Below are 12,888 nucleotides of genomic sequence, written 5' to 3' on the forward strand. Positions count from 1 at the left end.
AAGCTGGAGACGATCGCATGAACTCAGCCATCCGCCTTCCGGTCGAAGAAATCTATGCGTCCGAACTGCAGGCGCTGGCGCGCGGCGACGACCGCCAGAAGCCTGCCGGCTGGAGCCTCTCGCCCAAAGCAGTGCTCACCTATCTGATGGGCGGCAAGGCCAGCGACGGCACGGTGATTTCGCCGAAATATGTCGGCCGCCGGCAATTGATGGAAACGGCGGTCGCCACTTTGGCTACCGACCGGGCGCTGCTTCTGCTCGGCGTTCCCGGGACCGCGAAATCCTGGGTGTCGGAACATCTCGCCGGCGCCATCATGGGAAACTCGACGCTGGTCGTGCAATGCACCGCCGGTACCGACGAGAACCAGATCCGCTATGGCTGGAACTATGCCCAGCTGCTGGCCAAGGGCCCGAGCCAGGAGGCGCTGGTGCCGACCCCGCTCTACCGCGCCATGCAGGACGGCAAGCTCTGTCGCCTGGAAGAGTTGACGCGCATGGGCTCCGACGTCCAGGACACGCTGATCACCGTGCTCTCGGAAAAGATGATGCCGGTGCCGGAATTGAACACTTCGATCTATGCGCAGCGCGGCTTCAACATCATCGCCACGGCCAACAACCGCGACAAGGGCGTCAACGAGCTCTCCTCGGCGCTGAAGCGTCGCTTCAATGTCGTGGTGCTGCCCTTGCCTGAGGACATGAACGAGGAAGTCTCCATCGTCTCCCGGCGCGTCGGCGAGATGGCCGGTGGGCTTGATCTGCCGGTGCCGAAGAATGTCGGCGAGGAGATCGCCCGCGTGCTCACCATCTTCCGTGAGCTGCGCTCGGGCGCCACCGCCGACGGCAAGGTGACGCTGAAGACGCCGTCGGGCTCGCTGTCCACCGCCGAGGCGATCGCCACGATGGTCGGCGGCCTCAGTCAGGCGGCCTGGTTCGACGACGGCAAGCTTCACGCCGCGGGCCTTGCCTCGAGCCTTGTCGGCGCAATCGTCAAGGATCCGGTGCAGGACAAGGTGGTGCTGGAGGAATATCTGGAGACGGTGCTCAAGAAGCGGCCGGACTATGCCGGCTATTACGCGGCGCTCAACGCGGCCATCTGAGCGATGATTGAGGGCGGCATCAGCTATTTCGGCATTCGCCATCACGGGCCGGGCTCCGCCGAGAGCCTGGTCAAGGCGTTGCAGGAATTGCGGCCCGTCGCCGTGCTGATCGAGGGGCCGGTGGATGCCACGCCGCTGCTGCCGCTGCTCGCCAGCCCCGACATGAAGCCGCCGGTGGCGCTGCTCTGCTATCCCGAGGATGATCCCGCGGCAACGAGGTTCTGGCCTTTCGCCGAATTCTCGCCCGAGTACCAGGCGGCGCTGTGGGCCTTAGCCAACAAAGCGGCGCTTCGCTTCATCGACCTGCCGTCGGCGGCGCGGTTGGCCGAGAAGGCGGCTGAAAGTGCGACGGACGCCGATGGGGCCGAAGCGGAGGCGACGGAAGAGCAGGGCGAGGAGGCCGAACGCATCCGAGATCCGATCGGCACCCTGGCGCGCGCCGCCGGCTACGAAGACGGCGAGAGCTGGTGGTCGGATATCATCGAGCAGAATCCTGCACCCGGCCCGATCTTCGCGGCCATTGCCGACGCGATGACGACGCTGCGCGACGGCGAGGGCGCGATCGGCAACTTCGAGGCGATGCGCGAGGCGCATATGCGTCTCGAGATCGCCGCCGCGCGAAAGGAATTCGACGGACCGTTGGCCGTCGTCTGCGGCGCGTGGCACGTGCCGGCCCTTCGGGCGGCGCACACGCAAAAGAGCGACCAGGCGCTGCTCAAGGGCATCGGCCGACGCAAGACCACGATGACCTTCGCGCCATGGACCGGACCGCGCCTGGCGCTGGGCTATGGCTATGGCGCCGGCGTCGTCGCTCCCGGCTGGTGCAAGCATCTGTGGGCGACGCGCGGGCGCGATGATGCCTCGGTCCTTTGGCTGGCGCGGATCGCCGCGGTGCTCAGGGGTAAGGGCCATATGGTTTCCACGGCCTCTCTGATCGAGGCAGAACGCTTGGCTCGCGCGCTCGCCGCCATCCGCGACAGGCCGAAGCCCGGCTTCGAGGAATTGCGCGACGCCTCGGTCTCAGCGCTCTTCAACGGCGAGGCTTTGCTGTGGAAGATGGTCGAGGCCGAGCTGCTGCTCGGCGCCGATGTCGGCGAGATTCCACCCGACACGTCGCTTGCCCCACTGATCGATGATCTGCAGCGCAACCAGAAGGTGGCCCGGCTGAAGCCCGAAGCCCTTGAGCGGGAACTTTCCGTAGACTTGCGCAGCGAGAGCGGGCTCTTCCGCTCGACATTGCTGCACCGGCTGAATGTGCTTGGCGTGAACTGGGGCAGGCTGACGGATGTCGGCCGCAGGCGCGGCACGTTCCGCGAGCGCTGGATGCTGGCCTGGCAACCGGAATATGCGGTTCGCCTGGTCGAGAACCTGGTCTATGGGCCGACCATCGAGAAGGCCGCCAATGGCCGCCTGATCCAGATGATCGGCGCGGCCGCGACACTGGATACGCTCGCCACACTGGTGCAAAACGCGATCACGGCGGGGCTGAGCGAGGCGTCCGCCGCCGGGCTCGCGGCGCTGGAGGAAAAGGCGGCGCACAGCAGCGAGTGCCTGGAGCTGCTGGCCTCGGTACCGCCGCTGGCCGACATCATCCGCTACGGCGAGGCGCGCAAGACCGAGACCGAACGCCTCGCCGGCCTCTTGGAACGGCTGATCATCGAAGGATCGATCGCGCTGCCTTATGCCGCGCGCGACCTCGACGCGCAGGCCGCCGCGGCATTGATGGCTGCGTTGCGCAAGGCCGACGAGGCGATCAGGCTGGTCGAGCCGGACGAGCATGTCCTGGACGCCTGGCGCAACGGTCTGGCTGCCGTGCTCGATTCATCGCGCTCGACGGCGCTCGTCGCCGGTTGCGCCGCGCATCTGCTCTACGAGCACGGCCGGCTCTCCGCCGAAGCAACCGCCAATCTGCTGGCAAAGCGTCTGTCGCCGGGAACGCCCGTTGCCGATGCCGCGGCATTCTTCGAAGGCTTTTTCAGCGGCGCCGGCCAGAGGCTGATCTATGACGAAGGGTTGCGCGGCGCCGTCGATACCTGGTTGGCCTCGCTGGAAGAGGAAGCTTTCGTGGCGCATCTGCCGCTGCTGCGCCGCGTCTTTTCCAACCTCGACAGCATGGAACGCCGGCGCCTGATCGAGGCCGTGCTTGGCAAGAGAGCGAGCCTGCCCACCGGGCTGACGCCGGCGCCGGACGGCGGCGAGGCTTGGCGCCGGCATTTTGCCCTTCTTGGAAAGCTGCTCGCAGGGGAGCCCCGCCATGGCTGACGAAGCGACTGGGCCGGAGCTCGATCAGACGCTGGACAATCGGGAGCGTCGATGGCGGCTGGCGATCGGCGCCGACGAGGAGACATCGTCGGCGCTCTCGGCCGAGGATCGGCGGCTGTCTGCGGCGCTCGACGCGCTCTATGGCGACGGCAGCGGCGACACCGCCGGCGATCCGCGTAAGCGGCGTGGCGGGCTTGGCCGCTCGGCGCCGCGCGTCGCTCAATGGATGGGCGACATCCGCTCCTTCTTCCCTGAGCAGGTCGTGCAGGTCGTCCAGAAGGACGCCTTCGAGCGCCTGAACCTGAGGCAGATGCTGATGGAGCCGGAATTCCTCAAGGCGATCGAGGCCGACGTCAATCTCGTCGCCGACCTGATCTCGCTGCGCTCGGCAATGCCGGACAAGACCAAGGACATCGCGCGCTCGATCATTACCGATATTGTCGCGAAGCTGATGCAACGTCTGGAGCAGAAGACCGCGGAGGCGATCCGTGGCGCGCTCGATAAGTCGCGGCGCACCAACCGCCCGCGCCAGCGCGACATCGATTGGCCGCGCACCATTACGGCGAACCTTCGCCACTACCAGCCGGACCACCAGACCGTCGTACCGGAAAAGCTGGTCGGCTTCATGCGCCGCCAGCGGCGGCTGGTCGATCTCGACGAGGTGACGCTCTGCGTCGACCAGTCCGGCTCGATGGCAAGCTCAGTCATCTACGCCTCGATTTTTGCCGCCGTGATGGCGTCACTGCCGGTCGTGCGCACCAAGCTCGTATGTTTCGACACCGCCATCGTCGATCTGACCGAAGAGCTCAGCGATCCGGTCGAGGTGCTGTTCGGCGTTCAGCTCGGCGGCGGCACCGATATCAACCAAGCCGTCGCCTATTGCGCCGAGCGCATCGAGCGGCCGACCAAGGCGCATTTCATCTTGATCACCGATCTCTACGAGGGCGGCAACGGCAAGGAGCTTCTGCAAAGGCTGGCGACGCTGGTGCGGTCGGGCGTCAACGTGGTCGTGCTGCTCGCGCTCACCGACCAGGGCCGCCCCGGCTACGACCCTTCCATGGCCGGCTCGGTCGCGGCGCTGGGCATTCCGGTCTTTGCCTGCACGCCGGATCACTTCCCCGACATGATGGCGGCGGCGCTGCGTCGCGAGGACATCGGTGCCTGGGCCGCAGGGGCCGACATCAAGCTCGTTCGCGCCGACGCGGAAGAGCCAAAAACGGATGCGTGAGGCAATCGCCTGGCTTTAGACGCTATTTGTTCGTGCGTATTTTTTGCCGCGGATTGATGCCGCCGCTGGCCGTTGTGTCGTTCTCGACGTCGCCTTCGGTCGTGTTCTCGCCGAGCTCGAGATCATCGCCTTCCTTGATGCTGCCCTTTGACGTTCCGATGCCTGGATTGTTTTCCAGATCGGCGTCGCTCGGTTTGCGCGATTTGAGATGCTTGGTGCTCATGGCAGGCTCCTTCCAAGATTTGCTGGATGAGGAACTGATTGGCCGAAGCGAATGTTCCGAGCGCATTTGGCCGCCGCCCTGTTCCGAAACTCCGACTTCGTCAAAGTCCGAACGGATAGGTTTCGGGTACACCGGTCCTGGCATGCTCCGGCCCAAGCGGCGTCACCGCTTTCGTCTTGTCGAACCAGACGAAGGCGTCGAACTGCCTCGGCAGCGAGGCATCGGCATAGTGGCTGCGCAGTTCGGTTTCCGGCCTGTAGATCACGCCGATGAAGCGCTCCAGCCGCCGCTCCAGCAGGCGATGTCTCAGTGCGGCGTCGCGGTCCATATCGAGCAGGAACCGCGACACCCCGCTGTCGTGGCAGAGCCGTTCGTAGCTGTCCGCATGCGAAGGGCGCACCCGCATGACCTGCATCGGATCGTCCCAATCGGAAGCCGCGGCCACGGTTCCGGAATGGGTGCCGAAGCCGATCAGCGCCACTTGGTCGCCGAAGCGCTCGCGGCAGAGCTGGCCGATGTTCAACTCCTGCCTGATCGTTCCCATCTCGGTGAAGCGGGCATCGCCGATATGCGAGTTGTGGGCCCAGACGACGGCCTTTGACTCCGCGCCGCGCGCATCGAGTAGATGCTCTAGCGTCTCGAACATGTGCTTGTCGCGGAGATTCCAGGATTCCGCCCCGCCGTAATACATGATGCGATAGTAGCGTTCAGCGGCTGCGATCAGCCTGGCATTCTGCGTGGCATCGAGAAAATCGGCGCCGTCCTGTCGAGCGTAGTCGAGCTGCCTTGCAAGCAGCTCCTGACATTGCTCCAGCACGGCTTGTTCGCATTTGCGATAGCCGGCGGTGAGCACGGCGCGCCCGTATGTGGAAGGCTCTTTCTGCCACGGGGTCAGGCAGCCATAGCGTTGCCGCGCAGCGGCGGCGGCTTCCGGGTCGACCTGGTCGAGATAGCGCAGGACGGCCGCAATCGACGCGCTCATATTGTAGATGTCGAGACCGTAAAAGCCGGCCCGGCGGTTTACATCGTCGAGGCCTCCATTGTGATCCCGCATCCAGCCGACGAATGCGTCGACATCGGTGTTGCGCCACATCCATGTGGGAAAGCGCTGGAACGGCGGCTCTGCGGCCGCGCGCGGCGGCCGATGGCGTACATGGCGGTCAATGGCCGCAGCATCCGGCCAGTCCGCTTCAACCGCGACGATGCTGAAGCCATGCTTTTCGATGAGCCGACGCGTGATCGCGCCGCGCGCCTCGTAGAATTCGGAGGTGCCGTGACTGGCCTCGCCGAGAAGGACAACACGCCGGTCCGCGAAGCGGTCGAACAGATCGCCGAAGGCCGGGTCTTCGAAATCCGGCAGCGGCTCGGCGGCGGCCGCGATCATCTCCGGCAGGCTTCTTTCGCGCGGCTGCGGCGTGACCACAGCCGGTCGATCGGCTCCATATCGAGGCCGTTCCGCCCAGCCTTGTTCGCCGATGAGCGGAACGAACTGCACGCCACCGAGGTCTTCCTCCTCGTAGGTCGTTGCGCCGGTTCGGGTGACCTTCAGCAGCCGCTGGTCGTCGACCTCCTTGCCGACGGGGATCACCAGACGGCCACCGACATCGAGCTGTTCCTGAAGCGCCAGCGGCGCGCCGGGACCGGCTGCGGCCACCAATATGGCATCGAACGGAGCGGCGTCGCTCCATCCCTTGGTGCCGTCGCCGGCGCGAACCTCGATATTGTCGTAACCGAGGCGTTCGAACCGCTGCCGGGCGATTTCGGCGAGCATCGCATGGCGCTCTATCGTGTAGACGCGGGCCGCAACACGACTCATCACCGCCGCCGCGTAGCCCGAGCCCGTCCCAACCTCGAGAACGCGGTCGCCAGGATCGATCTCAGCGGCTTCGATCATGTAGGCGACCATGAAGGGTTGCGAGATCGTCTGACCCTTGCCGATCGGCAGAGGGGTGTCCTCATAGGCGAATTCCTCGAAGTCGGGGTCGACAAAGACCTCGCGTGGAACCTCCCGCATGGCCTCCAGGACCCGGCGGTCATGAATTCCACGCTGGGCGATCTGGACATCGACCATCCGGCCGCGCGTCAGAGAAAGTTCGGCCATCAATGCCTACCGATCATGGACAAGTACCATCTTGCCCAGAACCATCTGCGGGCGGGAAAGTTTCATGTCCGGGACGATTTCAAGCATCCTCCGTTACGACACTAGAACGGCTTCTCGCTAATCACCTCGAAGCGCTCGACCGCGCAATGCTCGCCGACAAGCGTCAGCACGTCGGTCGAAGGTGGAATAGCGTCCGGCTGCTTCCACAGAATATTGAAGGAATAAACAAAGCGCTCACGGTCTGCGTCGTGCTCCATGCCGACGAAGCGGGCACTGTAGCCAAGCGGCCGTACCATTTCCTGGAGGTCGGGCGGCGCGTTTTTCGGCCAGGAGACCGAAAGGATTGCCTTGTGATCGCGCCGGATCTTGAGGTCGACCCATTTCAGCGCCTGCAGTGTCACCAGCGTCAGCACGGTTGCGATCGCGCCGAGGCCGTACTGGCCGCCGCCGAAGGCAAGGCCGATCATGGTCATGATCCACATCGTGGCGGCGGTGGTGACGCCGGTGACCAGATCGCCGCGCCGCAAGATAGCGCCGCCGCCGATGAAGCCGACACCGGTGAGCACGCCGAGCGCAAGACGCATCACATCCATGCGTACGAAGGAGTCCGGTCCTTTGCCCGAGACATCGAGCAGCATGTTGGCCTGGACCATTGCGACGCAGGCCGCAAGGCCGACCAGGATGGTCGTCCGCAACCCGGCGGAATGACCGCGGGCCTCGCGGTTCAGGCCAATGAGGAAGCCTGCAAGCACCGTGACCAGCAGCCGCGCCACGAGGTCCGGCCATGTCGGATGAAGCGGCATGTCGCAGCAAAGCGGCGTGAGCATGGTCCGTCGGGGCAGCCTAAGCGCGCCCTCCGTTGCGTCTGGAATGCTCAACTAGGCTTGGCCGCCGATGGTTCCCTGGCCGCTACTCCATCATGCGCGAATCGCCTCACCGGACGGCAATGCTCAGCACCAGCGCCAGCACGACGATGCCGACCAGCCCAGCGATGAAGATGATGCGACGGGTGCGCGTGCGCAGGATGATTTCGCCCTGTCGCGCGTCCTGCCCGGAAAACACCGGACCTTCGCTGTCGCGGTCCTTGCTCATGGTTGTCTCCTTCCCTGTGAGCGGGCACGGCAGGCGTCAGAGCAGGAACCGGTTTGGCCGGCATGAAGTTCCGCCACGCGGATGCTGAGGCGGGGCAGGGCCGGCTACCGCGACCGGCCGAAAACCGGCCGCGGGAAAGTTGGCTTAGCCGAATTTCGGGTCGAGGCTGCCCGACTTGTAGCGCTTGGCCATGTCGGCCAGTGGGATCGGCTTGATCTTCGAGGCGTTGCCGGCGGTGCCGAACTGCTCGAAGCGCTCCTTGCAGAGCTTCTTCATCGCCGCCATAGCCGGCGTCAGATATTTGCGCGGATCGAACTCGCTGGGGTTCTCGCTCAGCACTTTGCGGATCGCGCCGGTCAGCGCCATCCGGTTGTCGGTGTCGATGTTGATCTTGCGCACGCCATGCTTGATGCCGCGCTGGATCTCTTCCACCGGCACGCCCCAGGTCGGCTTCATCTGGCCGCCATATTTGTTGATGATCTCCTGGAGTTCCTCGGGTACCGAGGACGAGCCGTGCATGACCAGATGCATGTTGGGCAGGCGGCGGTGGATCTCCTCGATCACGTTCATCGCCAGCACCGCGCCATCCGGCTTGCGCGAGAATTTGTAGGCGCCGTGGCTGGTGCCCATGGCGACGGCCAGCGCGTCGACATGCGTGTCGCGCACGAACTGCTCGGCCTGCACCGGATCGGTCAGCAACTGGTCGTGGCTGATCGCGCCCTCGACGCCGTGGCCGTCTTCCTGCTCGCCGCCGCCGCTCTCCAGCGAGCCCAGCACGCCGATCTCGCCTTCCACCGAGACGCCGCCCCAATGCGCCATGTCGACGACGCGCCGCGTAATGCCGGAATTATAGGCGTAGTCGGCCGGCGACTTGCCGTCCTCCTTCAGGGAGCCGTCCATCATCACCGAGGTGAAACCGTACTGGATCGCGGTGACGCAGGTCGCTTCGTTGTTGCCGTGGTCGAGATGCATGCAGACCGGGATGTCGGGATGGATCTCGACCAGCGCGTCGATCAGCTTGGCCAGCACGACGTCATTGGCATAGGCGCGCGCGCCGCGGCTGGCCTGCAGGATGACCGGCGACTTGGTCTCCTCCGCCGCCTCCATGATAGCGAGGCCCTGTTCCATATTGTTCATGTTGAAGGCAGGCACGCCATAGCCATGTTCGGCAGCATGGTCGAGCAATTGTCTCAGTGTGATGCGAGCCAACGAATAGTCTCCCGTATCTGGTTCGAGCCCGTGTTTGAAAAGGCGGCCCGGGCGTCGGGCGGCCCCGTTGCTTCTGGCCGGATTTCGGAGCTACCGCAACCTTTCGGAGCCTTTTCGGCCGCAATTCTTGTTGCAGGGCTGAAATCCGGCCGCGGCCGGGCCTAAAGCGCGTCGCGCTGAAAAGGATTCAGGCTCCACGCTTTAGGTTTTTGCTTTCATGCGGCGATGCGTGAGCGCGCGGCGAGGATTTCGACGCAGGCCTTCGCCGCTTCCTTGCCCTTCACGGTGAAATGCTCATGGAAGAAGCGGTGATGCTCGGCGCTGTCATGGTAGTTGTGAGGCGTCAGCACGGCCGACAGCACCGGCACGCCGGTCGCGAGCTGCACATTCATCATCCCGTCGATGACCGCGCGCGCCACGAAGTCGTGCCGATAGATGCCGCCATTGACGACGAAGGCGGTGCCGAGGATCGCGGCGTAGCGACCGGTCTCGGCAAGCGTCTTGGCATGCAGCGGGATTTCGTAGGCGCCCGGCACGTCGAAGACCTCGACGGCGAAGCCGCCGAGCGCGGCAAGCTCCGCTTCGAAGGCCGTCACGCATTGGTCGACGATATCGGCATGCCAGCGCGCCCGGATGACGATGACATGACGGGCAGTATGGTCTTTGGGGAAATGCTGATTCATGGGTCCTTCCTTCCGTTTCGAACCAGAATCAGGACGCACGACGCAAAAACCGCGGCCCGCGCCAGCGGACCGTCTTCTGCGTACGTTCTCTTCCATCCGGACTTTAACCGTCGGCTCCGGAATCACACCGGATCTGCTGACCCTTCCGATAGGTTGGAAGGCGCTCGCGGGCTTGAGCGATCGAAAATCGCCCTTACCGCCGGTGGGGACTTTCACCCCGCCCTGAGAACATTAACGCAGGTTTTATGAGAGAGCAGGGTGGCGCTGTCAATTGGCGACTAGCTAATCTCCCCCCTCGAGGCGGAGATGCCCGGCAGGGCAGAGGGGGCGCGAAAGATCGCGGCGGGACAGGATCAAGGTTCCTCGCCCCACGAATGTGGGGAGAGGTGGCTCGGCGAAGCCGAGACGGAGAGGGGAGCGCCCTACGAAGGCCCCTCTCCGTCCGCTTCGCGGCCACCTCTCCCCGCCTTTGGCGGGGCGAGGAACCCAAACATAGATACGTCGGCGGACAGTGCCCCCACCTGTCCTGCCGGACATCTGCCCACGAGGGAAAAGATCAGCTAATTACCCCCGTTCCGGAAACATCGCCTTCAGCCCCTCGCGCGAGGCCTTCGCCACGCCGCGCTCGGTGATCAGCCCTGTCACCAGCCGCGCCGGCGTCACGTCGAATGCCGGATTGGCCGCCGGTGTCGCATCCGGTGAGACCCGCACCTGCGCGACCTTTCCGTCGGCCGTCTTTCCCCACACCAGCGAAACCTCGTCGCCGGAGCGCTCCTCGATCGGGATTTCCTTCAGCCCGTCGGCCACTGTCCAGTCGATGGTGGGCGAGGGGAGCGCGACATAGAAGGGCACGTCATTGTCGGCGGCCGCGAGTGCCTTGAGATAGGTGCCGATCTTGTTGCAGACGTCGCCATCGGCCGTGGTGCGGTCGGTGCCGACGATCACCATGTCGATGTCGCCGCGCTGCATCAGGTGGCCTCCGGCATTATCGACGATCAGCGTGTGCGGTACGCCGTGTCCCGCCATTTCCCAGGCGGTGAGCTGGGCGCCCTGGTTGCGCGGCCTCGTCTCGTCGACATAGACATGCACCGGAATGCCGGCCTCGGTCGCCAGGTAGATCGGCGCGGTGGCGGTGCCGTAATCGACCGTCGCCAGCCAGCCGGCATTGCAATGGGTGAGGATGTTGACGCTCTCGCCCGGCTGCTTGCGTGCCGCGATCTGCCTGATGATCGCAAGCCCGTTTTCGCCGATGGCGCGGTTCAGCCCGACATCCTCATCGGCGATCTCGGCGGCCCGTCTGTAGGCCGCCTCGGCACGCTCTGCAGGCGCGAGCGGCTTGAGGTGCCGGCGCATCTCGTCCAACGCCCAGCGCAGATTGATCGCCGTCGGCCGTGTCCTATGCAGCGTCTCCCACACCGCGTCGAGTGCTTCGTCCGATGGGTCGTCCATCATCTGGATGGCGACGCCATAGGCCGCGGTGACGCCGATCAGCGGCGCGCCGCGCACCCACATGTCGCGGATCGCGGTGGCGATGCCGGTGACGCTTCCGATCTTCTCGATGCGGAATTCATGCGGCAGCCAGCGCTGGTCGATGATCTCGACCGAGCGCCTGTCGTCGCTGAGCCAGATGGTGCGATAGTGGCGTTCGCCGACGTTCAAAGGCTCTTCTCCTGTTCGATCAGCGCTGCCAGCTTGTTGACCTCGTCGATGCTGTGGATCTGGCGGCGGTTGACGGCGATATGGCGGCCGAAGCGCAAAGCCTTGGCTTCACATCTGGCGCGCAGGTCTTGATCGGCAATGGTCTCGAAATCGGCATTGTGGGCGAGACCCAGGATGCGCCGGTGCACCTCGATGCCGGCAAAGCCGAGCAGGTCGGTCCAGATCGAATGCAGCATATGGTCGAGCGCCTGCTCGGAGCCGAGCAGATCGCCCTGATCCTCGAACAGGCTCTTCTGGTAGAGGATACCGCTGCGCTCGGTCCGCCACAGATGCGAGAACTCGGCGCGGAAGGTCGCCCAGGTCTCAGCCGTGACGCCGAGCAGATAGGCGCGCATGGAGTCGCGGCTACCTTTCTCCTCGTGGCCGCGCTGCGAGAAGAAGGCCATCCAGAAATTGGCAAGCAGCATCCCCACGTCGAAGGCGATCGGGCCGTAGAAGGCGAATTCCGGATCGATCATCCGGGTTTCGCTGTCTGTCACCATGATCGAGCCTGAATGCAGGTCGCCATGCAGCAGCGTCTCGGCATTGGCGGCGAACAGATGCTTCAGCCGCTGCGCCTCGACCTTGAGATCGCGGTCGGCGCGCAGCTCGGCGACCAGGCCGTCGAGCTGCGGCGAGGTATGCCGGTTCATCTTGGCGTCGAAATAGGGGTCGGAGAACACCAGGTTCTCGGTGATGTCGCACAGCTCGACATTGTCGGCGAACAGCGCAAGATCGGCCTTGCGCTCCTTGGCTGCCATCGACAGGTCGGAGCCGCGGAACAGCGTGCGCGCCATGAACAGGCCGATGTCGCGTGCGATGTTCGGCAGCTCGCGGCCGTCGATCAGCGCCCGCCTGAGGATGATGTGCGGCGGCGCCAGATACTCCATCACGATCAGCGCCTGGGTCTCGTCGAAATGGTAGATCGCCGGTACCGAGCCCGGCGCACGGCGCTCCTGCCTGGTCAGCGCATGATATTCGAAGAAGGAGCGTTTGAGCGGCAACGGCCAGCTGTCGCCGACCAGCCGCACATAGGGCAGCGCCTGCTTGACCACCGCGGCACCCTTGTCGCCTTCGACGATGAAAACGAGGTTGAGATTGCCGTCGCCGACCTCGCGTACTTTCCAGCGGCTAGTGTCCTTGCCGATGCGCTCCGTGAGCGCCGCGGCGTCGCCAAGGCGCTTCGGCAGCGTTTCCGCCGACAATGCTTCGAAGTTCCCGGTCATGCTCTCCCTCCTGCGCGTGGTTTCCGACGATAGCGGAGCCACAGCGGCGGGGCCAAGCTAGGAAGCGCT

At 64.9% G+C, this 12,888-nt stretch carries 11 protein-coding genes and 1 riboswitch; of the genes, 3 read left to right on the forward strand and 8 right to left on the reverse strand.

What is annotated here, in order from left to right; translation table 11 throughout:
* The first annotated feature begins 17 nt into the window (after positions 1-17).
* The 3 genes from LB538_RS04575 to LB538_RS04585 are packed head-to-tail and all read left to right on the forward strand — an operon-like array spanning position 18 to position 4,587.
* Complete coding sequence (locus tag LB538_RS04575) at positions 18-1,097, forward strand: ATP-binding protein (protein ID WP_224527859.1); 1,080 nt, start codon at positions 18-20, stop codon at positions 1,095-1,097.
* A 3-nt stretch (positions 1,098-1,100) separates the two neighbouring features.
* Complete coding sequence (locus LB538_RS04580; protein ID WP_224527860.1) at positions 1,101-3,359, forward strand: DUF5682 family protein; 2,259 nt, start codon at positions 1,101-1,103, stop codon at positions 3,357-3,359.
* The gene (locus LB538_RS04585) at positions 3,352-4,587 is read left to right on the forward strand and encodes a VWA domain-containing protein (protein ID WP_224527861.1); all 1,236 of its coding nucleotides are present in this window, start codon (positions 3,352-3,354) and stop codon (positions 4,585-4,587) included. The genes LB538_RS04580 and LB538_RS04585 overlap by 8 nt, the downstream gene beginning before the upstream one ends.
* A 22-nt stretch (positions 4,588-4,609) precedes the next feature.
* Here LB538_RS04585 and LB538_RS04590 read toward each other — a convergent pair whose 3' ends face one another.
* From LB538_RS04590 to mtnK, 8 genes are all read right to left on the reverse strand, one after another.
* Positions 4,610-4,810 (reverse strand): hypothetical protein, encoded by a 201-nt coding sequence (locus tag LB538_RS04590; protein WP_140696412.1) that lies wholly within the window; start codon positions 4,808-4,810, stop codon positions 4,610-4,612.
* Positions 4,811-4,910: 100 nt separating this feature from the next.
* Entirely contained in the window at positions 4,911-6,911 is a 2,001-nt protein-coding gene (locus LB538_RS04595; protein ID WP_224527863.1) for a protein-L-isoaspartate(D-aspartate) O-methyltransferase, read from the reverse strand.
* 101 nt (positions 6,912-7,012) lie between these two features.
* Positions 7,013-7,738, reverse strand: coding sequence for an MgtC/SapB family protein (locus tag LB538_RS04600; protein ID WP_140844266.1), 726 nt, complete (start codon positions 7,736-7,738; stop codon positions 7,013-7,015).
* Between the two features lie 106 nt (positions 7,739-7,844).
* A complete protein-coding gene (locus LB538_RS04605; protein ID WP_140634712.1) occupies positions 7,845-8,003 on the reverse strand; it encodes a peptide ABC transporter permease in 159 nt (52 codons plus the stop codon).
* Positions 8,004-8,147: 144 nt separating this feature from the next.
* A complete protein-coding gene (gene fba, locus LB538_RS04610) occupies positions 8,148-9,212 on the reverse strand; it encodes a class II fructose-bisphosphate aldolase (RefSeq protein ID WP_224527866.1) in 1,065 nt (354 codons plus the stop codon).
* A 215-nt stretch (positions 9,213-9,427) separates the two neighbouring features.
* Positions 9,428-9,895 carry a 6,7-dimethyl-8-ribityllumazine synthase gene (locus tag LB538_RS04615; protein ID WP_224527869.1) on the reverse strand — a complete coding sequence of 156 codons (468 nt, stop codon included), beginning with the start codon at positions 9,893-9,895 and terminating at the stop codon, positions 9,428-9,430.
* Between the two features lie 80 nt (positions 9,896-9,975).
* A riboswitch (FMN riboswitch) is annotated at positions 9,976-10,129 on the reverse strand.
* A gap of 330 nt (positions 10,130-10,459) precedes the next feature.
* Entirely contained in the window at positions 10,460-11,554 is a 1,095-nt protein-coding gene (mtnA, locus tag LB538_RS04620; RefSeq protein WP_224527872.1) for an S-methyl-5-thioribose-1-phosphate isomerase, read from the reverse strand.
* Positions 11,551-12,819, reverse strand: coding sequence for an S-methyl-5-thioribose kinase (gene mtnK, locus LB538_RS04625; protein WP_224527875.1), 1,269 nt, complete (start codon positions 12,817-12,819; stop codon positions 11,551-11,553). The genes mtnA and mtnK overlap by 4 nt, the downstream gene beginning before the upstream one ends.
* Positions 12,820-12,888: the final 69 nt, after the last annotated feature.

The organism is Mesorhizobium sp. Ca11 (genome assembly GCF_020165275.1).
Taxonomy (GTDB): domain Bacteria; phylum Pseudomonadota; class Alphaproteobacteria; order Rhizobiales; family Rhizobiaceae; genus Mesorhizobium.

Coding starts and splice junctions, on each gene's coding strand:
- LB538_RS04575 (WP_224527859.1), top strand. CDS start 18: ATGAACTCAGCCATCCGCCTTCCGGTCGAAGAAATCTATGCGTCCGAA.
- LB538_RS04580 (WP_224527860.1), top strand. CDS start 1,101: ATGATTGAGGGCGGCATCAGCTATTTCGGCATTCGCCATCACGGGCCG.
- LB538_RS04585 (WP_224527861.1), top strand. CDS start 3,352: ATGGCTGACGAAGCGACTGGGCCGGAGCTCGATCAGACGCTGGACAAT.
- LB538_RS04590 (WP_140696412.1), bottom strand. CDS start 4,810: ATGAGCACCAAGCATCTCAAATCGCGCAAACCGAGCGACGCCGATCTG.
- LB538_RS04595 (WP_224527863.1), bottom strand. CDS start 6,911: ATGGCCGAACTTTCTCTGACGCGCGGCCGGATGGTCGATGTCCAGATC.
- LB538_RS04600 (WP_140844266.1), bottom strand. CDS start 7,738: ATGCTCACGCCGCTTTGCTGCGACATGCCGCTTCATCCGACATGGCCG.
- LB538_RS04605 (WP_140634712.1), bottom strand. CDS start 8,003: ATGAGCAAGGACCGCGACAGCGAAGGTCCGGTGTTTTCCGGGCAGGAC.
- LB538_RS04615 (WP_224527869.1), bottom strand. CDS start 9,895: ATGAATCAGCATTTCCCCAAAGACCATACTGCCCGTCATGTCATCGTC.
- mtnK (WP_224527875.1), bottom strand. CDS start 12,819: ATGACCGGGAACTTCGAAGCATTGTCGGCGGAAACGCTGCCGAAGCGC.